This is a genomic window from Marinobacter sp. V032 (assembly GCF_052645435.1).
Genome location: NZ_JBQXYE010000001.1, coordinates 1,365,555 through 1,390,250, shown reverse-complemented (window position 1 = coordinate 1,390,250; position 24,696 = coordinate 1,365,555). Strand labels below are relative to the sequence as shown.

The window sequence follows — 24,696 nt, the reverse complement described above, 5'->3', positions numbered from 1 at the left end:
TAACAACAATCAAAAACACCTAACGCAATGACAGTAGCGGAGTTAAAACAATGACAATTATGAAGAAGCTTCTGACCTCAGCGATTGCATCAACCCTGATGGTGGCCGGCGCACAGGCCGAAATTTCAAACAATACCGTCAAGATCGGTTATCTGGCGGATATGTCCGGCACTTACCGCGATCTGGCCGGCCCCAATGGCCTGGCCGCTCTGGAAATGGCGGTGGCGGATTTTGGCGGCAAAGTGAAAGGCGCCAAGATCGAAGTCGTCAGCAGCGATGACCGTAACAGCCCCGACGTCTCTTCCAGCACCGTACGCCGCTGGGTTGAAAACGAAGATGTCGATATGGTGGCGGGCCTGGTCGCCTCCTCGGTCTCCATTGCCGTGAGCGACATTCTTGAAGAGAAAGGCAAGCTGGGGATTGTCTCCGGTTCTGCAGCCTCCAGCATCACCAACGAACACTGTACCCCCAATCACATTCACTATGTGTATGACACCTATCCCCTCGCCAACGGCACCGCCAGCGCCATTGTGAAAGAAGGCGGCAAGTCCTGGTTCATCCTGACCGCTGACTACGCGTTTGGTCACTCCCTGGAAGCGGATGTCACCAAAGTGGTGGAAGAGAACGGCGGCAAGGTTGTCCAGACACTGCGCCACCCCTTCCCAACGCCTGATTTCTCATCGTTTATCCTTCAGGCGCAAGGCTCGGGTGCTGATGTTGTCGCGCTGGCCAACGCCGGTGCCGATACCACTAACGCAATCAATACCGCTGGTGAGTTCGGTCTGACCCAGTCCGGCCAAACCCTCGCTGCGCTACTGTTGTTCCTCACAGATGTGCACGCCCTGGGTGTCGATGCAGCACAAGGCATTCAGCTGACCACCGGCTGGTACTGGGACATGAACGACGAAACACGGGCCTGGTCTGATCGTTTCCTTGAGAAAACCGGTGTGCGTCCAACCATGGTTCATGCTGGCATCTACTCCAGCACCATCCAGTATCTGAAAGCGATCGAAGCAACCGATTCAGACGAAGCCCAAACCGTGCGCAAGCAGATGATGGATACGCCCATCAACGACATGTTCGCCACCAATGGTCGCATCCGTGAAGACGGCCGCATGGTGCACGACATGTACCTGGCGCAGGTTAAAACACCGGCTGAATCGAAGGATGCATGGGACCTGTACAAGATCGTCCGCACCATCCCGGCTGAAGAAGCGTTCCGTCCGCTGTCCGAAAGCAAGTGCCCACTCGTTACTGGCAACTAATGACCTGACCGACCGGGCGCCCATGATGTGGGCGCCCTTCGGAAACCGCAGAGTCGCAAACCAGTTGAACTGTCTGCGCTGCTTTTGGAGTTTTTACCATGTCCGAGATTCTGGGAGTTCCCGTCACAGTGCTGTCTGGACAGCTACTGCTCGGGGTTATTAACGGCGCTTTCTACGCCCTTTTGAGCCTGGGGCTGGCGGTTATTTTCGGTCTGTTGAAGATCATCAATTTCGCCCATGGCGCCATGTACATGCTGGGCGCGATGGCAACAGTCGTTCTGTTCGATAACCTCGGCGTCAACTATTGGGTGGCCCTGTTTGTGGCGCCGATTATGGTTGGTGCACTCGGGGTGCTCATCGAATACTTCCTGCTACGCCGGATTGGCGGCCAGGACCATATCTACAGCCTGCTGCTGACCTTTGGCGTGGCGCTGATGATTCAAGGCATTCTCACCAACATCTACGGGGTATCCGGATTGCGGTACTCCATGCCCGATGTGTTCAAGGGCGGCATGAACCTGGGCTTTATGTTCCTGCCCTATTACCGCGCCTGGGTTATCGTGATGGCGCTGCTCGTATGCTTCGGCACCTGGTTCATGATTGAGAAAACCAAGCTCGGCTCCTATCTTCGGGCCGGCACCGAAGACGCCCAACTGATGCAGGGTTTCGGCATCAACGTGCCCTTGCTGATCAGCCTGACCTACGGCTTTGGCGTCATGCTGGCAGCATTCGCCGGCGTGCTGGCAGCGCCGATCTATTCAGTCACGCCGGTAATGGGATCGCATATTTTGATCGTGGTGTTTGCGGTGGTGGTTATTGGCGGCATGGGCTCTATTTCGGGCGCCATTATTACCGGCATCCTGATGGGCATTATCGAAGGCCTCACCAAAACCTTCTATCCCCAGGCATCATCCGCTGTCATCTTCCTGGTGATGGTGATCGTTCTGTTAATTCGCCCCTCGGGCTTGTTCGGTAAGGAGGCGTAATCATGAGCGAGCCAATCAGTCATGCCGACATCCAGAAAACCATGCTCCAGCAACAAAAGGCGGAGCAACGCAAAAAGCAGCTCCTGAACCTGGTACTGCTGGTGCTGCTGCTGGCTGCCCCGGCAGTTCTGTACCCCGTGTTCCTGATGAAAATCCTGTGCTTCGCCCTGTTTGCGGTGGCCTTTAACCTGCTGCTCGGCTTTACCGGGTTGCTGTCATTTGGTCACGCCGCCTTCCTTGCCAGCGGGGCGTACACCACCGGTTATCTGCTCTCGACCTACCCCGGTCTGAGCACCGAAATGGGTATTCTGGCGGGCACCGCTGCTGCCACCGTGCTGGGCTTTTGCTTTGCTGTGGTCGCCATTCGCCGTCAGGGCATTTATTTCGCGATGATCACCCTGGCGTTGGCTCAGTTGGTGTTCTTCTTCTTTGTGCAATCGGAATTCACCGGCGGCGAAGACGGCCTGCACGGCGTACCCCGTGGCTACCTGTTCGGCTTCATCGACCTGAGTAACAACCTTGCCATGTACTATTTCGTGCTGGCGGTGTTCCTCGGTGGTTATTTGCTGGTGCAGCGTATTGTCGGCTCGCCCTTTGGTCAGGTGCTGAAGGCCATTAAACAGAACGAGGCCCGTACCGTATCTCTGGGCTACAACGTCAACCTGTACAAATTGCTGGCCTTTGTAATGTCTGCCGGTTTGGCGGGCCTTGCGGGTTCAGTTAAAACGGTGGTCTTCCAGCTTGCATCTCTGGGCGATGCTCAATGGCATACCTCTGGCGAGGTCATCCTGATGACCCTGCTCGGCGGCACCGGCACCCTGCTGGGCCCGGTGATCGGCGCAGCCTTCGTGGTCAATCTGGAATACCAGCTTTCGCAAGGCCCGCTTGGAGACTGGGTAGACGCCATCCTCGGCGCTATCTTCATCCTGACCGTGATCGCCTTCCGCAGCGGGATCGTGGGTGAAGTTCAGAAGTTTATGCGCAAGAATCTGGGGTAAGCCGCCACTGCAGCCGGCGCACATGTAGGCGTCGGCTGCAGTTGTTCGACATTAGTGGACTTGGCGTGCTGAGCGGCAAGCGGTACTGTCAGAGTCAGACCTGTGCCCAATGACAACAACGCCAACAGGAGGCCACCATGACTTCGATCTTTGACGACGGGCTTGAGCCCGTCGATGCCAATCACGCTCCGCTGTCCCCGATTGATTTTATTGCCCGCACCGCCAGTGTTTATCCGGATTATCCTGCAGTCATTCACGGCAACGTTCGCCGCACCTGGCAGGAAACCTACCAGCGCTGCCGCCGCCTGGCCTCAGCGCTCGATAAACGCGGGGTTGGCAAAGGCGATACGGTTGCCGCAATGCTACCCAATATTCCGGAAATGCTGGAATGCCATTTCGGGGTGCCGATGCTCGGCGCTGTATTGAATGCCCTGAACACCCGGCTGGACGCCGAAGCCATCGCCTTTATGCTGGAGCACGGCGAAGCCAAGGTGCTGATCGTCGACCGGGAGTTCTGCGACGTCATGAGCAAGGCGTTGGCGCTGATCAAGAATCCGCCGCTGGTCATCGACGTGAATGATCCGGAACTTGGCAGCGACAACGCCGTCAGCGAGCTGGATTACGAAGCCTTCCTGAACGAAGGCGATGCGGAATTTAGCTGGCAGTTACCCGAAGACGAATGGCAAGCCATTTCCCTGTGCTACACCTCGGGTACTACCGGCAACCCCAAAGGCGTGGTGTACCATCATCGCGGTGCCTATGAGAATGCTCTGGGGAACCAGGCCGTCTGGTCCATGGGCCAGCACCCGGTGTACCTCTGGACGCTGCCGATGTTCCACTGCAACGGCTGGTGCTTCCCCTGGACCATCACCGCCTTCGCCGGCACCCACGTCTGCCTGCGCAAAGTCGAGCCGGAAAAAATCCTGCAACTGATTCACGACCATGATGTGACCCACATGTGCGGCGCACCTATCGTGCTGAACACCCTTCTGGGCGCTTCGGCAGCGGCCAAGGCGGGCATCAAGAATCCTGTGCGCGCCATGACAGCCGGCGCCGCGCCGCCAGCCAAGGTAATTGAAGCCATCGAACAAATGGGGATCTACGTCACCCACGTGTATGGCCTGACCGAAGTCTACGGCCCCGTCACCGTGTGTGCGTGGAAATCAGAATGGGACAAGCTGCCGGTCGAAGAGCGCGCGGCCATCAAGGCCCGCCAGGGTGTACGCTACCACACCCTCGCCGGCATGATGGTGGGTGATCCTGAAACCATGGAAGCCGTGCCGCAAGATGGCAAAACAATCGGCGAGATCTTCCTGCGCGGCAACACGGTAATGAAAGGCTACCTGAAAAACCCCAAAGCCACGGCCGAAGCCTTTCGGGGCGGCTGGTTCCACACCGGCGATCTGGCGGTCTGGCATCCTGACGGCTATGCCGAGATCAAGGACCGACTGAAGGACATCATTATCTCGGGCGGAGAGAACATCTCCACCATCGAAGTGGAAGGCGTGCTCTACCGCCACCCCGCCATTCTGGAAGCGGCCGTAGTCGCACGCCCGGACGAAAAATGGGGCGAAACTCCCTGTGCCTTCGTCACCCTCAAGCCGGATGCCCCCGAGACTACCGAAGCCGACATCATCAGTTTCTGTCGGGAGAACATGGCCAAGTTCAAAGCTCCCAAAACCATTGTGTTCTGCGACCTGCCCAAAACCTCGACCGGCAAAATACAGAAGTTTGTGCTGCGGGATCAGGCAACCGAGCTGTAACGTAACGCAGCGGCCCACTCGTGGCCGCTAATTTTCATCTGATGGGCGTGGCAGAATGCCTGCCCGTCAGACGCCTTCCCAAACCCGGTTACTTGAACAAAAAAAGACATATTCCCCGTTCTCCGGCGACCGCTTTGTGGCTACTATGCCCTCCCCCGCAAGATAAATAGACAACCATGGCGACCAACGCGCTTTATACCGACTTGTCCGGTTACTACGACCTGATGTGTGCCGATATCGACTATCCCGCACAAAGTCACGGCGTCAGGCGCCTGCATCAGATTTTCGGCAATGGCGGCAAGGCCCATCTTGACCTGGCCTGCGGGACTGGCCCCCACATTCGTCACTTTATCGATGCCGGTTACAGCAGCAGTGGACTCGACATCAATCAACCCATGCTGGATCAGGCCACTCAACGATGCCCGGAGGCCCACTTCCGCTTGCAGGACATGTGTGACTTCGAGGTGCTGGAACCTTTGGATCTGATCACCTGTTTCCTGTATTCGATTCACTACAGCGACGGGATCGAAAAGCTCAGGGGCTGCATCGAAAGCGTACATCGGGCTTTAAAACCCGGCGGTCTTTTTTGTTTTAACGCCGTGGATAAAACCAGAATCAACAATGCATTGTTCGTAAGGCACGCTGCCAGACACGACGATAGCCTGCTCACGTTTACGTCGAGCTGGCATTACAGCGGCAAGGGTTCAAAGCAGTCACTCAAACTCAGCATTGAAAAAACGACATCACAGGGCACGCACTGCTGGCATGACGAACACCCCATGGTGGCTGTCAGCTTTGACGAACTGAAAGGCCTCCTGGCGCCTTATTTTGAGGTGCACGTATTTGAACACGACTACGAAAAGATCATTCCCCTGGAAAAGATGTCAGGAAACGCCATAGTCGTCTGCATCAAGCATTAACGGCCCCGCCAGCTTCACTGATGGGGCCCGCAAAGGCTTACTGAAGTTCGCAGATATCGCTCAGTGAGCGCATGTCTTCCGGAATATCCGCGTTAAACGGCTCATCCCACTCGGTAAAGTAAGTGTCGGTATTGCCATCGGCATCAATGACCCGATGCGGGCGATTCTTCCCGTTCTCAGCCAGCATCCAGACCGTTGCAGATTCATTGCGGAACTTGACGGTTTTAATGCCGTCGATTGTTTCTTCCCCAAGGCTCTCAAAGCCATCATCACTGAACGGCAGCAGCTTCGTTGCGAAGACTGTGGGCGCAATATAATCAAGCAGGAGGTTTTCGGCGTACGTATTGTTTGCCTTCCACCAACTATTCATGACCGCAGAAGGCTTAGGGCTGGAGGCTGATGTGCAGGAATCGAGAAGGCGCTTGGCGGCAGCGACACTCAGGGGGCGAAAGGCGCTGGTCCAGTTCCCTTTCCCAAGCCCATTCTTGTGCGTTCGGTACACGAACTCAAAATGCACCACATCGTCGTCGCACAGGGATTTGATTTCTCCCAGCACTTTGGTCAGGCCGTTGTCTGACTGCTTACCTGTTCGGAAATCAATCTGACGGCAGTTCGCCTTACCCGTCCAGTGCACCGCGTCGGCTGCCCCCACTTTAAACTTGGCAAATCCGGGTTTCGGCTCTGACTTGCAAAGACTGGGCAACGCTTCGCAGGCAGCTTTCAGATCAGCCTTGGCATCGCTGATATCGGTAGTTTCGGAGGTTTCGGTATTTTCGGTGGCTTCATTTTCCTCAGCGCCGCAGGCCGCCAGGAAGAGTACGAAAAAAAGGGGAAGGAGCATTCTTGTTGTTGAACGAAAAACTGGCATAAACGAATTCCCTATCGTCAAAAACCGGATTGTTGTCCGTCTATTGTGCATCGACCAGAGGAGATGTGCGCAGAGCTAACAAAAGTTTCACGTCCACGCTGAGGCGTTCCCCACGTCGCTCGGATGCGCAAATAGTGCCAGTATTGAGATCGCGTTCTAACTTTAAAGCTAGCGAATCCCGAGCGCCACAATGCAAATAATTCAGGAAGTACTGTCATTCCATGGCGGACTGCTGGCACGCTGTTCAAAAGAATGGACTACCACACCTGACACACTGCAGGTGCCGGCTCCCGACCAGCTCCGGAGAACACCCTATGGCGAACTCACTTTCACGCCCCGATCAGGGCGATATTATTGCCCTCTTTGCCCGTGCCGGTTACGCAGCGCGGGGGCTCGTTTATGTTCTGGTGGGCGGGCTGGCAGCGCTGGCGGCCCTTGGCGAGGGCGGCGAGGCCACTGATAGTCGTGGCGCACTGGAGAGTGTGCTGTCAGCGCCGCTGGGCCAGGTCTGGTTGGGCGCCATGGCGATCGGCCTGGTGGGCTACGCCATGTGGCGCTGTATTCAGGCCATCAAAGACACGGACCACCATGGCACCGACACCAAGGGCATCACAGTCCGTGCCAGTTTGCTGGTCAGCGCCGGTATCCACCTGATGTTGGCGAGCTTTGTCGTCAGGCTGATCTTCGCCTTTGGCGGATCATCCGGAGGATCGGAGGGCGGCTCCCAGGGGGTTGCCCATTGGCTGATGAAACAGCCATACGGGCCTTGGCTGGTGGGGGCTCTGGGCGTGATCCTGATTGCCGTCGGGCTCGCACATGCCGCCAAAGGCTGGAAGATGTCGTTTGATCGCCACCTCGACATGTCCTCCACCATGCAACGCTGGACCTATCCCATCTGCCGCTTTGGTCTCGCCACTCGCGGCGTCATCTTTCTGTTCATTGGCGCGTTTTTCATCATCGCGGCCTACAGCGTCAATCCGAACGAAGCCGGAGGCCTTGCCGAGGTGTTCGACACGCTTCGCAATCAGCCCTTCGGCCCCTGGCTGCTGGGTTTTGTTGCTACCGGCCTGTTCGCATTCGGCATTTACAGCCTGCTGGAATCCGTTTACCGGCGAGTCAATCCGGACTCCTGAGCCGATCAATCAACGCCCAGGCCCCAGGTTGTCAGCTGTTCTGACAAAACGTTCACACAACTGCCTGGTACGTTGTCTGTCTCCTGCATCCCGCTGCCAGCGGCCTCAGCGCCCTTTCAGCTCGCTCGCTGAAATTGACAAGGCATGCCGGAACACGCCTGCTTTCTTGAAATCGACAAGAATGACCGCAGGTGAATAAGACACCCGCAACGAATCAGGAGAAGCACAGATGCGTATTTTGATCGCAGGCGCAAACGGTAAGATCGGCCAGCACCTCATCCGGAAAATGGCGGACAGTAAGCACGAAGCCCGCGCAATGGTACGCGATCCTGAGCAGGCGCCAGCCCTGCAAGCACTCGGTGCAACTGAAACCGTTGTGGGGGATCTGGAAAAAGACTGCAGTGACGCCATGAAGGATTGCGACGCAGTGATATTCACTGCGGGGTCAGGCCCACACACCGGGCCTGACAAAACCATTGATATTGATCAGAACGGCGCCATCCGCCTGATCGATACCGCCAAAAAGATGGGCGTTAAACGCTTTGTTCTCGTCAGCAGCATGCGCGCGGAGACACCTGAAAAAGCACCCGAGAAAATCCGCCACTACCTTCAGGCCAAACTCAACGCCGACAACCATCTGCGGGAAAGCGGACTGACCTATACCATCGTCCGCCCCGGCCCACTGACGGAAGATCCGGGCAACGGCCAGGTGGAAGTGAGCGAAAAACTGGACCGCTCCGGTGATATCCCACGTGAAGACGTGGCGGAAGTGTTGCTCGAAGTGCTGGACGCTACGAACACAGAGAATCAGGTGTTCGACGTGCTATCTGGCGAGAAGCGTGTCAAAGACGCACTCGGCAACTTGTAAACTCGTCCGTTGCACCTGCTATGCACAAAGTGCAAAAACGATGGCAATTCAAAACAAAAAGGCAGACCGAAGTCTGCCTTTTTTAATGGTGCGTGAATCAGTTGAAATTGGAGACGGTGATCTCACCGGCTTCAACAGTCGCACTCTGAGTGCCATAGAACGAAAGGTCTTCATCAACCGGGTTCTCATCGGCATCTTCAACGCTGTCCATATCGCAGGTATAACTCACGGTGTATTCCCCCGCTGTTACAAATGCCGCAGTGTAATCGTAGTTACCGGTATGCGTATCAACAGGTGCAACCATCATCGGCTCGTTTGCGCTTCCCAAATCATCAGGAACGGCTGCAGCACCCTCGAAGATGTAAACGGCGCCGGCATAATTGGTAGCGTCGCTGCATTCGCTCGCCACGACTGTGCTGTCGACAGCGCCCTGAATCGTACCGACGTTGTCGTTTTCAACCAACCTGAGCACTGGCTTGAGCATGTAATCGGTTGGTCCACCATTGGGTTTTACCAATGATTTTCGAACATCGAAATCAATAGTGAATGCCGCTGCACCTCCTGCGGGCACGTTAAATTTTGATGTCTTAAGCCCGGTCTGGTCGCCCGAGGGCACTCTCAGAGTGTAGGTGCCTCCATCATCAGCAATCACCGTGAAGGTGCTCTGATCGCCTAGCTGCAAGCGCGCCCAGTTGTATTCGCCTGCCGGCACTTCCTCATCCGCCAGCAGTTGTGCAACAGCACCGTTCTGGAGGTCCAACAAGTTCAGAGAGATGGGTTTCTCAAAATCGAAACGAATCCGGTCACCGCCAGCGGGTTTCGCTTCAATGCCGGTAATCGTGATATTGACCTCCTTGACGCTGTCGACTGGCGCATCCGTGAGGCCCATCGACAGGGTGCCGGTTTCAGCACTGCTACCGTCGTTGCTATCCCCTCCTCCACATGCCGCAAGGGCAGCGGTAAGCGCAGCGATACTCATATACTTTGCGGTATTTTTCATTGTTGGTCTTCTCCATTGGCACTTTGGCGACAACTCCAAACTTCAGTACACAAAGAGTACATGAGTGCGCATTACGGACCCCCTTACGGGCTAATTACCTCTAGTTAATTCGCTCGACTGATAGCGGACTCAGTAACCAGGCACATACACGGCCTGCCCAAAGCATCGACAGCCCAAACCAAAGTAGCAGGCCGCTCCGGAACACATGCAAGGAATAGCCCTTTACTGTATTTTTTGTCTTTAGTGCTCACACATTTAATCCGATGCCCTAACCTGCCGGTTCGGGCAGGGTTCTGATACTTTCAAGGAAAGCCCGCATGTCTGACGTTCGCGAACTGAAAGTCGGCTTGATTGGTTTCGGCCTGGCCGGTTCCAGTTTTCATGCCCCCCTCATTGATGCCGCCTCTACCCTCACGCTTGCAGCAATTGTCACGTCCAACCCGGAGCGGGCGGCTCAGGCAAAGCAGCAATATCCTGATGCCAGAATCCACGCCAGCCCGGATGAGCTCTGGCAAAACGCCAGTGCGCTGGACCTGATTGTCATCGCATCGCCCAACAGCTCTCACAAACCCTTGGCAATGGCCGCAATGAAGGCCGGGCTGCCTGTTGTTGTCGACAAGCCCCTGTGTGCGTCAGCTGAAGACGGGCGCGAGCTGATCGCCGAATCAAAGCGCAGCGGCGTTATGCTCAGCGTATTCCAGAACCGCCGTTGGGACGGCGATTTCCTGACGCTCCAACGGCTCATAACATCAGGTGAGTTGGGTGAGATCAGACGGTTTGAATCGCGATTCGAACGCTGGCGCCCCGAGCCCAAACCCGGCTGGCGCCAATCCGGCGGAACGGAAGACGCAGGCGGCGTGCTATACGATCTCGGCGCCCATCTGATTGATCAGGCGCTGGTATTGTTCGGCCCGGTGGAGCACGTCTATGCCGAGCTGGATCAGCGCTACCCCAACGCGGAAGTGGACGATGACTCGTTCATCGCCCTCACCCATCGCAACGGCGTGCGATCGCAACTCTGGATGAGCAGCGTCGCAGCCCACAGCGGCCCTCGCATAAGAGCGCTGGGGAGCAAAGCCGCATTTGTCAGCCATTCGCTGGACGGTCAGGAAGCGGCGTTGCGCAGCGGCAATCGACCGGACAAGCCTGACTGGCTGAAGGCTATTAAAGGGGAAGACGGCGTGCAGGTAGCCGGTGACGATAAACAGCCGGTTGCCCTCGAATCAGGGGCCTATATCGACTTCTACGAAGCGATAGGAGCGGCTATCCAAAAAGGCACCACCGGCCCGGTTGACCCTGCGGATGCCGTTGCCGGGCTGGAAATTGTAGCGGCAGCAAAGCGTTCATCCGAGCTTGGGCAGGTGGTTTCGCCGGGGCCTTCCCGTAACTGAACGCTCATTCGCTGGCTGGATGATTTGCTAGCGCAGGCTGCCTTTTGCGGTCAGTCGTATTCCGCCTGCTGAGGCAAATCATCCGTAATCTCATACCAGGGCGCTTTGCTGTTCACAAAAACATGGCGCTCTGCTCTCACACCCGGATCGGTATCGAGTGTTCCCAGCGGAAAACCATAGACCTCCGGGTTTGAATCGAATTTTGTGTAAAGGCTGGAACCGCAGTTTGAGCAAAAACCCTTGTGCTCTCCCGGGGACGATTCGTAGAACCGAATCAATGCCTGACCTTGCATCGTCTCCCAGTCTGAAACGTTCACTTTGGCTCGGGTTCTGAAGGCAGAAGCGTGCAACTTCCGACACATCGAACAGTGACAGTTCAGAACGTCAGTAAGCGGGCCATTGATCTCGTATTGAACACCGCCGCAAAGGCAGCTGCCGGTATGTTTCATTGGTACACCTCCTTGTGAGTTTAAGCTTTCAGGCTGCTGAAACGGATATTGCAGCCCAAGTAGCCGATAGAGTCAAAAGCTGAAACCACCCACCGACTAGATATAACAGAATATAAAACCGCCTAGCGAAACCATCTGTTACAAAATGGAATGGAAAAGCGTCTGGATAACCGGATACTCCGAACACTGCCTTACTTATAGCTTCCTATCGGAGTTCTGCCATGATGTTCCTTGAGCGCCTGCGTATTCGTTCGCGACTGCTTATCGCCATACTTGTGCCTGTTCTGCTAACAGCCTGTGTTATAGCCTGGGTCACCGCCCATCAACTCAGTGCAAATGGTGTCGCGGAAACCCAGCGGCTGCGCGCCACCTTGCTTGAAACGCATGAATCCGGGCTCAAACATCTTGTCGAAGCCGCACGTACCGCTATCGACAAAGACTATAACGACACAACAATCCCTGTCGAAGAAGCCAAACTTCGGGTAAGAGACACACTCCGCTCTATTGGCTTTGGCGACAAGAACTACATTTTTGCTTACACAGAAGACTCGTTTAACCTCGCGTTTCGCCCCAAGCCCTCGGCCGAAGGCTATGTTAAAGACAGCAACGCCTCGACCAAGGCCTTGCTGAGAGCATTGTTTGATGCCGGCCGTAACGGCGGTGGTTTCTATGCCTACGAGCGAAAGAATCCGGCGACGAACCAGGTCGAACCCAAAATTTCCTACTCACTGGTTCTGGATAAATGGAACTGGGTTATCGGCACCGGCGTGTACGTCGCCAATGTCGACAAAACCGTGGCAGCGGCCGAAGCGAAAATCCAACAGAACATCAAAGAAGCGTTGAGCAGCATCCTGCTTGTCACACTGGTGATCGTCGCAGTGGCCATCGGCTTCGGTCTGTTTATCGGTCGCAGTGTGACGGCTCCGATCCAGCGCGTGACCCTCACAATGCAGGAAATCGCAGACGGTGAAGGCGACCTGACTCAGCGCTTGCCGGATGACGGTAAAGATGAGCTTTCCCAGCTGGGTCGCCGATTCAATGCTTTCGTAAGCAAGATCCAGAACACTATTCGTGATGTGGGCGACACCACCCATCAGGTGGCATCGGCTGCTGAAGAACTGAGCCGCGTCGCAGAAGAAACCCGTCAGTCTGTTCAGGCGCAGGGGTCTGAAACCGACCAGATTGCCTCCGCCATTCAGGAGATGGCCGCCACGATTCACCAGATTTCCCGGAACGCCAATGAAGTGCAGTCAGCCGGCTCCGATGCGGATCGGCTGGCGAAAGAAGGCGGGCAAACCATTGCGGCGTCACAACAATCCGTCAGTGAACTTTCCGCCAATATCCAGCAGACAGCGGAGTCTATCGAGGCACTCGCGGCGCGCAGCAACAACATCCAGTCGGTTCTGGATGTCATCCATGACGTCACCGATCAAACCAACCTGCTTGCGCTTAACGCGGCAATCGAGGCGGCACGTGCCGGTGAGCACGGCCGGGGCTTTGCTGTTGTAGCCGACGAGGTGCGCCAGCTCGCGCGCCGCAGCGGTGAATCGGCGGGTCAGATCCGGGAGATGATTGATGGCTTTATCGGCGAGTCCCGCAGCGCGGTAGAGCGCATGAACGCATCACAAACCCTGTCTGACAGCACCGTGGAGCGCATTGATCACGCCACATCGACACTCAGCACAATCGAACGTTCGGTGGAGCATATCCACGATCAGGTCACCCAGATCGCGACGGCTGCCGAGCAGCAAAGTCAGGTTGCCGAAGAGATCAACCAGAACGTCGTGCGCATCGTGGAAGCGGCTCAACACAGCGATGCGGGCGTGACTCAAACCAACGACGCCAGCCACGAACTGGCGCGACTGGGCGAGCACCTGCGGACGTTGGTGAGTCAGTTCAAGGTGTGACGCAAGCGGTAATGGAGAAGAACGCCGGCGCCGAACACCCGCCGGCGATGCGATCGTCTCGCCTCCATTGGTATCCCTGACTGTTGTGAGTTCGCTGAATGTGAGACCCTTTCTCTCATTCGTGGCCCAAGTGGCTCGTCCAACTTCAGGGAATCCCGACACTATGCAAACACTGCCAACTTCCACCCACCTGCGTTCGATGCGACAGCTGACCGTGTTGCTCATGATGGCGTTTCTCTTGAGCGGGTGCGGCATTAACAACATCCCCACCTATGATGAAAAGGTGAAGTCCGCCTGGGCGCAGGTCGAGAACCAGTATCAGCGCCGTGCGGATCTGGTGCCTAATCTGGTGGAAACAGTCAAAGGCTTTGCCAAACAGGAAAAAGAGACCCTGACCGCCGTTATCGAGGCACGTTCCAAGGCAACGTCCATTCAGGTGGATGACAGCATTCTCAACGACCCCAAGAAGCTCCAGCAATTCCAGCAGGCGCAGGGCGAGCTCAGCAGCGCATTGAGCCGTTTAATGGTGGTATCCGAGCGCTACCCGGACCTGAAGTCCAACCAGAACTTCCTCGCACTTCAATCGCAGCTCGAAGGCACCGAGAACCGGATCTCCGTGGCGCGGCGCGATTTTATTCAGGCGGTGGAACGCTACAACACCGAAATCCGCACCTTCCCTGGCAAAATCTGGCACAGCATGCTCTATAGCGAAATGGAGCCGCGTGAAAACTTCGAAGCCACCACCGAAAACGCGGATGAAGCGCCCAAGGTGGAGTTTTAAATGGCATTTCCTCTGCGCTACACCCTTGCGGGACTGTTCGCCCTGATCGTATTACCCGTGTCAGCAGTGCTGGCCCAATCAACCCCGGAATTCCCGGAGCTGAGCGGCCGCGTGGTGGACAAGGCCGATATGCTGAGCCCCGCCACCGAAACCCAGCTCACCCAGATGCTTCAGGCACACGAGCAGAGCACGACGGAGCAGGTCGTGGTGGTCACGCTGCCCGACCTGCAGGGCTACGCCATAGAAGACTACGGCTATCAACTGGGACGGCATTGGGACATCGGCCAGAAAGGCGAAGACAACGGCGCTCTGCTCCTCGTTGCCAAACAGGAACGCAAGATCAGGATTGAAGTGGGCTATGGCCTGGAGGGGCGCCTGACCGATGCGGCCTCGGCCACTATTATCAACCGGATCATCACCCCTGCATTCAAGCAGGGTCAGTTTGAGCAAGGCATTGCCAACGGCGCCGCTGCGATGGTGAAAGTGCTGGGAGGCGAGCCACTGGCCGCGCCGAGCCGAGCTGCCAGCGGCGGCCGGGAAAAGCCGAACGTCTCGCTGGCATCGCTGCTATTTATCATCATGATGGCCGTGATTTACTTCATTGGTGGTGGCCGCGGGCGCGGCGGACGCGGTGGCGCAGCACTGCTGGGTGGAGCCTTACTCGGTGCCAGCATGGGCGGCCGTGGTGGCGGAGGCGGCTTCGGTGGTGGTGGCTTTGGCGGCGGGGGCGGCGGCTTCGGCGGCGGAGGTGCTTCCGGTGGCTGGTAACAACACCGTCTTCACAGTCAACGCAGCCTTCAATCCATCACAAAGCGATAACCCATGACATTATTGAACAAGCAGGAACAGGAACAGGTCGCAGCCGCCATCCATGCAGTGGAGCGTGAAACCGACGCTGAAATGGTGACCGTGCTGACCGCCCAGTCCGACAACTACGCCTATATCCCGCTACTCTGGGCCGGGCTACTTGCGCTTCTGGTGCCCGGCATCATCAATTACTTCACCGGCTGCCTGGGGGCGGACGCCCTGATGCTCAGCCAGTGGGGCACGTTTATCGTGCTCGCGCTGGTGTTCCGGATACCGGGTATCAATGTACGCCTGATCCCACGTTCAGTGCGTTACTGGCGGGCTTCCAACCTTGCCCGTCGCCAGTTTCTTGAGCAGAACCTGCACCATACGGCAGGCGCCACCGGCATGCTGATCTTCGTTTCGGAGGCAGAGCGTTACGTCGAGATTCTGGTGGATCAGGGCATTTCCAGCCAGATCAACAACGACGCCTGGGAAGCCATCATTGCGACCTTCACCGAACAGGTGAAACAGGGCGAGACTCTAAAAGGCTTCCTCACTTGCATCGAAGCCTGCGGCACACACCTCAAAGCCAAGGTGCCCGCCACTCGCCAGAAGAATGAGCTACCCAATCATCTGGTGATACTGGATTAAAAGATGGGGAGTTGCGCTCCAGACAGCATGGGAGCCAGGGAACGGCTAAAGGGAAGGTCTTGCGTTTTGCAGTCAGGTTTTTTAAAGGCCCGGGGCAGAAAGCACGGCCTGACCCCGGCATTCCCGGTCAGGCTTATCGACCGCTTTTCAGGTCAATTTGCTTGGAACCTGTAGGGGTGACCTGTCCGCTTGTGCCTTTGACGACGTATTCAACCGTGCCGCCGGCCTTCAGAAAAGCAGCCGTCTGTTCTTCGATCATGGCGGTAGTGATTGAATCTTTTGTGGTTTTTTTGATCATTGTAGTTTTCCAGTTAAATTTTGGCTTATTCGACCCACTTGAGAACCTCTAATATACACCTTTGGTGCCCGGATTTGGCTTTTGCTTGCGCAACGGCAAACCGCAGGGCCTGATCCGGTATTTGCAGAACCACCAACAGACTGAACCAGAAGCTCTTAGGAGAGTGCATGATTGCCAAGCGCGAACGCGGCAAGATGGAGCGAAAACTGATTGCCTCGCTCACCCAGGCTTGTGAAGAAGCCAAGCCCATGCTGACAGGCTTCACCTGGCTGACGCACACCGTCGACTACCAGCGCTTTCCCGAAAGCCTGGTGGTGACTTGGGTGTTCGACACCAACGCCAACCTCACCACCGCGCTCAAAAGCGGTGCCCGACAGGAGATCGACGACCTTACCGCGCAGGCCTTCGCCGATGCAGGTGTCAATGTCGACAGCCTCTCGCGCCATGTCGATCTTGATAGCGAAGAAGCCTGCCAGCGCACCCACGCAGGCGACTGGGACGCCCGGCTGCGCCAGAAATCAGTGAAGCATTGAATGGCCAAGAAAATCGAAAGTCCCTGCGTGTCTATCTGCCAGCTTAAAAGCGGCATGTGCACCGGCTGCGGCCGCAGCGTCGAAGAAATACGCCACTGGAAGTCCATGAAGCGGCCCGAGAGAATGAAAGCGATGAAACTGGCGGATCAGCGGTTGAAGAAAAGCACGTCGAATTGACGTGAGGGGCACGGGTTCATCTACCGCCCCCTGAAAATACGTTTATTGCCAACCATGCCGCCAATGGGGCAGGCGTTCATTTCTTCTTCTCAAGCGCCTCTCGAAGACCGGCAAACGGGTTATGGGTCGCCGCTTCCCTTCTTTTCCCGGAACTCCCACCGTACCGGACGAAATCCTCAAACTTGGTATGTTCTTCATCGTGACAGTACACGCACAATAGCTCCCAGTTACTGCCATCGGCCGGGTTGTTGTCGTGGTCGTGATCAACATGGTGCACCGTCAGTTCCCGCACATTGGCGCGGGTAAATTCACGGGCGCAGCGGCCGCACACCCAGGGGTACATCTTCAGCGCCCGCTCCCGGTAGCCGCCTTCGCGCTTGGCAATATACTCACGCTGCTCAGCCAGCAGTTTATCCAGTTTGCTTGGGTTGCCGGCGCTCTGACTCATGGTGAATGACCTCAATGGGCGAATAAAAAACTCAGGGGCGGCGCTTAGCGTTCACATCGGCAGCGTGTTTAACGACAGATATACCAGCGTACCGACAACATCAAGGAAGCTCGCCTTGAAATCGATCTTCTTCGATTTATATTGATGCATGCGACCTATCCAAGTCTGATATCACGTTGAAGGACCTATCTAAAGTGATTCTCCACCAGCTTTTTTGCTTTAGCCCATAAGCTGGCAGACCCTTTATTGATCGTCCGCCCATAGCGCTCGTTCACCTGAGCTTCCGTAACATTGGCTTCCAACCAGGTGCCCCCGCCGGTTGCGACGTTATGGATCAAAGGCTGAAACCGATCGAGTGCTTTAGCGAATGCGGCATCATCGCTGGTGCCCGCTTCGAACTCACGCCAAAGCTCTATTAACTCTCTACCCTGGTTCTCTGGAAGCAGCCCAAATAGCCGCTGTGCCGCCTGCTGTTCCAGTACTTCCTGCTGTCCATTATCCGCAGCGTCATGTAGGGGGTGGTCACCGGCATCGATTTCTACAATATCGTGGATCAGAAGCATGCGAATCACACGGTTGATATCGATTGCCTGGTTTGATGAATCGGCGAGGATTAGCGCATACATGGCCAGATGCCACGAATGCTCGGCTGAATTTTCTCTGCGGGACTGATCAATAAGCGGAGATTTCCGCACCACACTTTTGAGCTTATCGATCTCTTGAAGAAATGCTAGTTGCTTGTCCATAGCCGAACCTTGGGTGACTGTAGGCATTAGTTCACTTTGAGCGCTCGTAGAAAGGCCCTTATGGGGAAGTGCAGGGTTCAGGTCAGGCCTTTTGCTTCACACTAAATGCAGGCGGGTCTTCAAGACAATAGAGCAATAGCAAAACACGAGACCTGACCCCGAGTTTTCATGGAATGGAGCCGACGACGCAATGTACTAAACGCCGCCGTACATGCACTGGTTAGCGCATTTTCTCCGTTGCACGCTGCGCCGCGATTATTATCTGTTGAACCGTGGCAGTGAACGACTGAATCGCATCACAATCAAGTGCATCAAGATCTTCCTTTAATGCGCTCTCAGATGCCTCAATGTACTCTAGGACGAGAGCATCTGAATCCTTCATGATTACGGCAGCTTGCGCTCTCAGCGACGCCGGCACAGCCTCGAAATTCATGCTGTTAAGACCACATTGCATGTGTGCCACGCGCAACATTCCGTAAACCCTGGCCCAGCCTTCGACCATTTTTCTAACATAGCCTTCTGATTTTCGATTGTTTTCATCCAAGGCTTTTAAATGCCGCAACGACTGTTCTTTGCAGGCTTGGCTCATCGGGGCGGCTCCTGGAGACGATGCTTTCAGGCAACGCTCTCTCTCCAGCTCTCCAATAAACTCACCATCGGCAGAAACCAGCTTGCTCCTCAACTCATTGATCGTTCGCAGCTCGGCAAATAAGCGTTTGTCGAGACTCTCTGCTGCAAAGAGGGCTGCAGGAAGAACGAGTAGAATAAAACTGAGAGAGTAAATAAATGGAACTCGCATATGTCCTTTTCTCGTTAAAAGGGGGGGAGCAGATCGATTTAAAACCAATGAGTTTGGTTAAAAATAAATCGATATACCCCCTTTAATTTACTACCTCGCAGTGCTTGGCGAAGGTACTCTGGATTATAAACATCCACAGAAATTACTCACATGAGTTTCAATAGCAAAACGCAAGACCTGACCCTGGGAAGCAGTCGCCAATGTTGAGTAGTGCGGCCTTAACAAAACGTTGCCATCGTTTTCATTATGAACGTTGGTTTTTTGTGTAGCCCGAGACTATAGTTCGATTCAACTATAATCAACGCCCAGAGTCGGAGAAAGTTCATGTTAAGGATGAAGCGACCACTGATTGTTTTCGCCCTCTTTGGCAGCGCAAGCCTGCTCTCTGGTTGTGGTGATTCCTCTGATACAACGCCACCGGAAGTGTCATCGGTCACCCCCGCGGCTGGCATGTCTGATGTGCAGCGAGATGTGGAACTGACCGCCAGTTTCAATGAAGACATGCTGGGTACCAGTGTCAATGACACGACTTTCACTGTGACTGCCAGCAACACGGTGACCGGTGCCGTCACCTTTAATGGCGATACCAATGTCGCCACGTTTACACCCGACAGTGACCTGCCGCTGCTGACGGAAGTGACGGCTTCATTGGGCACGGGCATGACCGACCTGGTAGCCAATGGGCTGACCGCTGATTATGACTGGAGCTTTACGACCCGGGATGGTCGTTGGGGCACGGCTGAGTTGATCGAGACTGACAATGCCGGGAATGCTTCCACCCCGCAGATCGCTATGGACGCCAGCGGGAACGCCATCGCCGTGTGGCACCAAAGTGACGGCACTCACAACAATATCGTTGCCAACCGTTATGCAGCGGCCAGCGGCTGGGGCACGGCTGAATTGATCGAGACTGACAATGCCGGGTCTGCCTACGGCCCGCAGATCGCCACGGACGCCAACGGGAACGCCATTGCCGTGTGGTACCAACAGGACGGCACTCGCACCAATATCGTTGCCAACCGTTATGCAGCGGGCAGCGGCTGGGGCACGGCTGAATTGATCGAGACTGACAATGCTGGGAATGTCTTCGGCCCGCAGATTGCCATGGAGGCCAACGGGAACGCTATTGCCGTTTGGCAGCAACATGACGGCACTCGCAACAATATCGTTGCCAACCGTTATGCAGCGGGCAGCGGCTGGGGCACGGCTGAATTGATCGAGACTGACAATACTGGGCCTGCCTACAACCCGCAGATCGTCATAGACGCCAATGGGAACGCTATTGCCGTTTGGCAGCAATATGACGGCACTCGCTCCAATATCGTTGCCAACCGTTATGAGGCGGGCAGCGGCTGGGGCACGGCTGAATTGATCGAGACTGACAATGCCGGGAATGCCGCCAGGCCGCAGATCGCCGCGGACGCCAATGGAAATGCTATTGCCGTTTGGCAGCAGCATGACGGCACTCGCGAGAATATGGTTGCCAACCGTTATACAGCGGGCAGCGGCTGGGGCACGGCTGAATTGATCGAGACTGACAATGCTGGGGATGCCTCCAGGCCGCAGATCGCCACGGACGCCAACGGGAATGCTATTGCCGTTTGGCAGCAACATGACGGCACTCGCGAAAATATCGTTGCCAACCGTTATACAGCGGGCAGCGGCTGGGGCACGGCTGAATTGATCGAGACTGACAACGCTGGGAATGCCTCCACCCCGCAGATCGCTATAGACGCCAGCGGGAACGCCATCGCCGTGTGGCACCAAAGTGACGGCACTCGCGACAATATCGTTGCCAACCGTTATGCAGCGGGCAGCGGCTGGGGCATGGCTGAATTGATCGAGACTGACGATTCTGGGGATGCCTCCAACCCGCAGATCGCCACGGACGCCAACGGGAATGCCATCGCGGTCTGGGATCAGATCGTTGGCGGCGATAGAAACATCTACACCAATCGGTTTGATTGAGTCGAAGCCCGTTTCTGAAAAAGGCGCGAAGGTGACTTGGTAAAGCCTGGAAAGACAAAGCCCCCGGCGATGGGGGCTTGAATCTGACCGTCGGTCATCAGGATGTATCCCCAGTAGCGGTCATTCTCTTACCCTGCATACCAAACTTCCTGTAAAGAACCGAAGCCCGATGGCAACAAGGCTCACTCTTGCAGTTATTCCGTATTTATCAATGCTCGCACTTGTTAACGCCGCTAGGGGTATTGCCGCTCGACTACAAATAAATCGATCGGCCCCCATTGCCCCCCTAACCGGCGTTATTCAAAGCGATTTGCGTCGATGCTTTCCAGCGGCCCGTCAGACTGGCTCCACACCGCGATCCCATTGCCCTCAGCATCAATCGCGATTTGAGAATTAGAGGCATAGCCGCCATTCGTCTCTATGGTTTCTGCCGTCGCTTTCCACCCGTTGCCCACGGTGTAACGATTGGACCAGATACTGTAGCCGCCTAGACCCTGGTGCCACACTGCCAGGGCATTGCCGTCAGCATCTATGGCTATTTGAGGACTAAGGGCACTCCCGGCATTATTCGCCTCAATGGTTTCCGCAACGCCCCAACCGACGCTTGCCGTGTAGCGGTTAGACCAGATATAGCTGCGGGTTCCATCGGACTGCACCCATACCACCAAAGCGTTGCCGTTAATGTCCATGGCAATTTGGGGTTTTTCAGCTGCCCCGTTACCAGTCTCAATATTTTCCGCTGCACTCCATCCACTGCCTTTTACGTGCCGGCTGGATCGAATATTGTAGTGTGAGCCGTCATTCTGCTGCCACACCGTGATGGCGTTGCCAGCAGCATCTATGGCAATTCGAGGCTCGCGCGAATCTTCCGTACTACTCGCCTCAACCCTTTCCGCAGCCATGCCCCAGCCTGTACCTACGGTGTAACGGTTAGACCAAATATTGTGGCGAGTACCGTCATACTGTTCCCAAACCGCCAGAACATCGCCGTTAGCGTCCATGACAATTTGAGGGCTGCGAGCATCTTCGGTTCCACTCGTGTCGACCGCTTCGGTCACACTGTTCCAACCGGAGCCCGCAATATAGCGGCTGGACAGAACACCAGTACTAGTGCCATCAAACTCCGCCCACACCGCCATTGCATTGCCGTCGGTATCGAACGCAATTTGAGGGTCAGAAGCAAACAGGGCAGTACCTGCACCGATACTTTGCGCCACTCCCCAACCAACGCCTGTAGTGTATCGATTAGTCCCAATGCTTTCCGAGTGCCCCCCGCTATCAGCTTGCTCCCACACCGCCAAGGCATTGCCGTCAGAATCAATCGCTATCTGGGGGTAATTCGCCTCCACTGTATTGCTTGTTTCTATTGCTTCAGCCTGGCTCCAGCCGCTCCCAGGAGTATAACGACTGCTCCATACACTATCGGCGCCTCCATCATCCTGAATCCATACTGCAATCGCGCTGCCATCGGGTCCTGTAGCGATTTGAGGCCAGCTACCGCCCGCTTCGTTGTCTATCGTCTTCGACGCGGCTGCCCAGGCACCATCACGCACGGTAAACGAACTTGTATAGTCAGTAGCCAGCGTATTACCCACCAGATCTGCGATGGTCGCGCTAAGGGTGAGCTGATAGTGACCCAGCAAAGCCAGGGGGCGCTCCGGAGTCAGGGAAACGGCATTACTGGAACCGTCAAAATTTACAGTAGCGGGAATGACGCTACCATTGCGGGACAAACGCACACTGCTGTCATCGATGCTTGTGCCAAGCATATCCTCGCTGAATTGGGCAAGGATCCCGACATTCCGCTCGACATCAACGGTGCCATCAGCAGGTTGCACAGCGTCCACTGTCGGAGCAACCATATCCGAAGTAGCCGCATTCGGAGTGGGACTATCGGCCGCTTTTGCCGATGAATCATCTCCCCCGCAACCAGACAGCATCAGAAAGCTGGTCGCCAGACCCGCGCACACTCCCAAGCGACACCCAGGATTAAACATAGATAGAGCACCTTTTTATATTTGAATAGCGTAACTAGGCAGGAAGTAGATTGGGACGTCCAAGCCTTCCACTTTGGAAGCCAGCAAGAACTCTGATTTGTGTACGACTCAATCGTATTAGAATCTATATGCGTCTTTTACTTCGCTCAGAAGATTAGCCTAATCAAACGATGCTCACCTCGTACAATTCGGTGTAGTTGTGTATCAAAATAAATATTGATTGCAATATATGGTAAATAATCAGATGACTGCATCAATCCCTTCACACAGTCATGCGCGGAACAATTGCTAGAAAAGTCCAGGCGGGGTGAGGCATTCGCCATTAAAATAATCGATCCCCCCCTTTAATTACCAAGACCTGACCCAGTTACTCTTAACTGCGGCGCTTTTTATAAATCCAGACTTGGTGTCCTATGGCAGGCGAAAGCCAGGACATTGCGAATTGTAACAGCAACGCTGGTTATATCGCCGGATCATAACTTCGTAACGGAACGCGTAAAGGAACGAACAAAAAGAAACTCTTATCGACCATTAAATCTTTAAGATAGGCCTTTAAATCTTTAAGAGACACGCCCCTATGAACAACAAAAATCGGCTATCTGCAATTGCTGCCTCTGTCGCAATCTCGCTCAGCCTTACGGGTTGCAATCTATGGGACGGCGGATCTACATCAACGCCAGACCCTGACCCAGCCCCAACCACAGTAAAGTACACCATAGGTGGCGATATTTCCGGGCTGGCGAGCGGTCAGCAGGTGAGCATGCAGAATAACGGCGGAGACACCTTGACCCTCTCAGCCAATGGTGGATTTACCTTCGCAGCCCCCATTGAGGCCGATGGCAGCTACAACGTGGTCGTGAGCGAGCAGCCTGTTGGTGTCCAGTCCTGCTCGGTATCTTCGGGCTCGGGCAGCAACGTGAGCGCCAACGTGACCAGCGTAAAGGTGTCGTGTTCGTCGCACAATGTGTATGTGTCCGACGCCGCGAATCCGCAAATATTCCAGTATGCGATAGAGCATGACGGAACACTGACTCCGCTTTCTTCCGCAACGGTATCGACGACAGGTCCAACCCAAGGCTTTGCGATCCATCCGAGCGGCACGCACCTCTATGCGACAATCAACAGCATGAATCAGGTCGAGCAGTTCAACATCGCCAATGACGGCAGCCTTACGGCGATGACTACACCGGCAGTTCCTACTGGCGCAGGCCCCTACCAGGCAACCGTTTCTCCTGACGGAAAATACCTCTTTGTCGGCAATCAGGGCGGAGCCAGCATCACCTCGTTCAGCATTGCCAGCGATGGCTCGCTCACGGCAGTCGGCACTTATTCCTGTTCAACGCAGTGCAACAACGTGCAGGGATTGGCAGTGGACTCAAGCTCGTCGTACCTCTACATCGGCGGCGCGCAATATCGATATATTGTTACCATGACGATTGCTACCGATGGATCACTTTCCAACCCGGTGGGAGTGTATGGGTCTAGCCTGGGAGGCCGCGCGGTCGAGACTGATCCAAGCGGTGCGTATCTGTTAGCGGGGGGCAACTCCTCGATATCGGAGTTCACAATCGACTCTACTGACGGCTCCCTCTCGCTTTACAGCACAATTCCACTGACGGATAGCGGTACACAGACGATGGTGTTCGATCCGAGTGGGTCGCACCTATACCTGAGCATGGGCATCAGCAACACGGTCAATCAGTTTTTCTATGACAATGGCACGCTGACAGCTCTGTCGCCGGCGTCAGTTTCGGCCGGTGCGTCGCAAACCAACGTCTATGACGTGGCCGTCGACCCGACCGGGCGCTACACCTACACTCTCAATCGCAATTCCAGGGACATATCCCAGTTCGTAGTGGGAAGCGACGGTGCTCTGTCTGCCAACACGGTATCCGGCGTGGTCTCACTCCCGAATTCTCCGTTACCGGACCCTCTCTCGATCATTGTCAGATAATAGATGC

At 55.6% G+C, this 24,696-nt stretch carries 24 protein-coding genes; 16 read left to right on the top strand and 8 right to left on the bottom strand.

What is annotated here, in order from left to right:
- Nucleotides 1-50 precede the first annotated feature (50 nt).
- The 5 genes from ACUN9X_RS06345 (at nt 51) to ACUN9X_RS06325 (ending at nt 5,932) form a co-directional block, all read left to right on the top strand.
- On the top strand, nt 51-1,265 hold the full coding sequence (locus ACUN9X_RS06345) for an ABC transporter substrate-binding protein (RefSeq protein WP_445472523.1): 1,215 nt from the start codon (nt 51-53) through the stop codon (nt 1,263-1,265).
- Nucleotides 1,266-1,363: 98 nt separating this feature from the next.
- Complete coding sequence (locus ACUN9X_RS06340; RefSeq protein WP_260036529.1) at nt 1,364-2,251, top strand: branched-chain amino acid ABC transporter permease; 888 nt, start codon at nt 1,364-1,366, stop codon at nt 2,249-2,251.
- A 41-nt stretch (nt 2,252-2,292) separates the two neighbouring features.
- Complete coding sequence (locus ACUN9X_RS06335; RefSeq protein WP_445473190.1) at nt 2,293-3,249, top strand: branched-chain amino acid ABC transporter permease; 957 nt, start codon at nt 2,293-2,295, stop codon at nt 3,247-3,249.
- 137 nt (nt 3,250-3,386) lie between these two features.
- A complete protein-coding gene (locus ACUN9X_RS06330; RefSeq protein WP_260036533.1) occupies nt 3,387-5,012 on the top strand; it encodes an acyl-CoA synthetase in 1,626 nt (541 codons plus the stop codon).
- A gap of 176 nt (nt 5,013-5,188) precedes the next feature.
- A complete protein-coding gene (locus ACUN9X_RS06325) occupies nt 5,189-5,932 on the top strand; it encodes a class I SAM-dependent DNA methyltransferase (RefSeq protein ID WP_260036535.1) in 744 nt (247 codons plus the stop codon).
- A 37-nt stretch (nt 5,933-5,969) separates the two neighbouring features.
- Here ACUN9X_RS06325 and ACUN9X_RS06320 read toward each other — a convergent pair whose 3' ends face one another.
- A complete protein-coding gene (locus ACUN9X_RS06320; RefSeq protein WP_260036537.1) occupies nt 5,970-6,773 on the bottom strand; it encodes a hypothetical protein in 804 nt (267 codons plus the stop codon).
- Nucleotides 6,774-7,114: 341 nt separating this feature from the next.
- On the opposite strand from ACUN9X_RS06320, the gene ACUN9X_RS06315 reads away from it, so the two are divergent.
- Entirely contained in the window at nt 7,115-7,933 is an 819-nt protein-coding gene (locus ACUN9X_RS06315) for a DUF1206 domain-containing protein (protein ID WP_445472522.1), read from the top strand.
- Nucleotides 7,934-8,162: 229 nt separating this feature from the next.
- Nucleotides 8,163-8,801, top strand: coding sequence for an SDR family oxidoreductase (locus ACUN9X_RS06310; RefSeq protein WP_260036540.1), 639 nt, complete (start codon nt 8,163-8,165; stop codon nt 8,799-8,801).
- Between the two features lie 97 nt (nt 8,802-8,898).
- Here the strand turns inward: ACUN9X_RS06310 and ACUN9X_RS06305 are convergent, their stop codons facing one another.
- A complete protein-coding gene (locus ACUN9X_RS06305; protein ID WP_260036542.1) occupies nt 8,899-9,801 on the bottom strand; it encodes a DUF4382 domain-containing protein in 903 nt (300 codons plus the stop codon).
- A 317-nt stretch (nt 9,802-10,118) separates the two neighbouring features.
- On the opposite strand from ACUN9X_RS06305, the gene ACUN9X_RS06300 reads away from it, so the two are divergent.
- Nucleotides 10,119-11,192 (top strand): Gfo/Idh/MocA family protein, encoded by a 1,074-nt coding sequence (locus ACUN9X_RS06300; protein WP_260036543.1) that lies wholly within the window; start codon nt 10,119-10,121, stop codon nt 11,190-11,192.
- Between the two features lie 50 nt (nt 11,193-11,242).
- Here the strand turns inward: ACUN9X_RS06300 and ACUN9X_RS06295 are convergent, their stop codons facing one another.
- Entirely contained in the window at nt 11,243-11,641 is a 399-nt protein-coding gene (locus ACUN9X_RS06295) for a GFA family protein (protein ID WP_445472521.1), read from the bottom strand.
- A 221-nt stretch (nt 11,642-11,862) separates the two neighbouring features.
- Here ACUN9X_RS06295 and ACUN9X_RS06290 point away from each other — a divergent pair, with 221 nt between their 5' ends.
- The 4 genes from ACUN9X_RS06290 to ACUN9X_RS06275 all read left to right on the top strand — a co-directional run bounded on the left by ACUN9X_RS06290 (nt 11,863) and on the right by ACUN9X_RS06275 (nt 15,769).
- The gene (locus ACUN9X_RS06290; protein ID WP_260036545.1) at nt 11,863-13,548 is read left to right on the top strand and encodes a methyl-accepting chemotaxis protein; all 1,686 of its coding nucleotides are present in this window, start codon (nt 11,863-11,865) and stop codon (nt 13,546-13,548) included.
- 199 nt (nt 13,549-13,747) lie between these two features.
- A complete protein-coding gene (locus ACUN9X_RS06285) occupies nt 13,748-14,329 on the top strand; it encodes a LemA family protein (protein WP_445473189.1) in 582 nt (193 codons plus the stop codon).
- Complete coding sequence (locus tag ACUN9X_RS06280; RefSeq protein WP_445472520.1) at nt 14,330-15,097, top strand: TPM domain-containing protein; 768 nt, start codon at nt 14,330-14,332, stop codon at nt 15,095-15,097.
- A gap of 54 nt (nt 15,098-15,151) precedes the next feature.
- Nucleotides 15,152-15,769, top strand: coding sequence for a TPM domain-containing protein (locus tag ACUN9X_RS06275; RefSeq protein WP_445472519.1), 618 nt, complete (start codon nt 15,152-15,154; stop codon nt 15,767-15,769).
- Between the two features lie 133 nt (nt 15,770-15,902).
- On the opposite strand, the gene ACUN9X_RS06270 is transcribed toward ACUN9X_RS06275, so the two are convergent.
- The gene (locus ACUN9X_RS06270) at nt 15,903-16,067 is read right to left on the bottom strand and encodes a hypothetical protein (protein WP_260036550.1); all 165 of its coding nucleotides are present in this window, start codon (nt 16,065-16,067) and stop codon (nt 15,903-15,905) included.
- A gap of 167 nt (nt 16,068-16,234) precedes the next feature.
- Here ACUN9X_RS06270 and ACUN9X_RS06265 point away from each other — a divergent pair, with 167 nt between their 5' ends.
- On the top strand, nt 16,235-16,600 hold the full coding sequence (locus tag ACUN9X_RS06265; protein ID WP_445472518.1) for a hypothetical protein: 366 nt from the start codon (nt 16,235-16,237) through the stop codon (nt 16,598-16,600).
- On the top strand, nt 16,601-16,777 hold the full coding sequence (locus ACUN9X_RS06260) for a DUF1289 domain-containing protein (protein WP_445472517.1): 177 nt from the start codon (nt 16,601-16,603) through the stop codon (nt 16,775-16,777).
- A 76-nt stretch (nt 16,778-16,853) separates the two neighbouring features.
- On the opposite strand, the gene ACUN9X_RS06255 is transcribed toward ACUN9X_RS06260, so the two are convergent.
- The 3 genes from ACUN9X_RS06255 to ACUN9X_RS06245 form a co-directional block, all read right to left on the bottom strand.
- A complete protein-coding gene (locus tag ACUN9X_RS06255) occupies nt 16,854-17,225 on the bottom strand; it encodes a YajD family HNH nuclease (RefSeq protein WP_445472516.1) in 372 nt (123 codons plus the stop codon).
- A gap of 185 nt (nt 17,226-17,410) precedes the next feature.
- On the bottom strand, nt 17,411-17,971 hold the full coding sequence (locus ACUN9X_RS06250; RefSeq protein ID WP_445472515.1) for an HD domain-containing protein: 561 nt from the start codon (nt 17,969-17,971) through the stop codon (nt 17,411-17,413).
- 220 nt (nt 17,972-18,191) lie between these two features.
- Nucleotides 18,192-18,770, bottom strand: coding sequence for a hypothetical protein (locus tag ACUN9X_RS06245; RefSeq protein ID WP_445472514.1), 579 nt, complete (start codon nt 18,768-18,770; stop codon nt 18,192-18,194).
- Between the two features lie 324 nt (nt 18,771-19,094).
- Between ACUN9X_RS06245 and ACUN9X_RS06240 the strand changes: the two genes are divergently transcribed.
- A complete protein-coding gene (locus ACUN9X_RS06240; RefSeq protein ID WP_445472513.1) occupies nt 19,095-20,738 on the top strand; it encodes an Ig-like domain-containing protein in 1,644 nt (547 codons plus the stop codon).
- Nucleotides 20,739-21,034: 296 nt separating this feature from the next.
- Here ACUN9X_RS06240 and ACUN9X_RS06235 read toward each other — a convergent pair whose 3' ends face one another.
- Nucleotides 21,035-22,735: an Ig-like domain-containing protein gene (locus ACUN9X_RS06235; RefSeq protein WP_445472512.1), complete on the bottom strand. Its 1,701-nt coding sequence runs from the start codon at nt 22,733-22,735 to the stop codon at nt 21,035-21,037.
- A 577-nt stretch (nt 22,736-23,312) separates the two neighbouring features.
- On the opposite strand from ACUN9X_RS06235, the gene ACUN9X_RS06230 reads away from it, so the two are divergent.
- Entirely contained in the window at nt 23,313-24,689 is a 1,377-nt protein-coding gene (locus tag ACUN9X_RS06230) for a lactonase family protein (RefSeq protein WP_445472511.1), read from the top strand.
- The last annotated feature ends 7 nt before the right edge of the window (nt 24,690-24,696 follow it).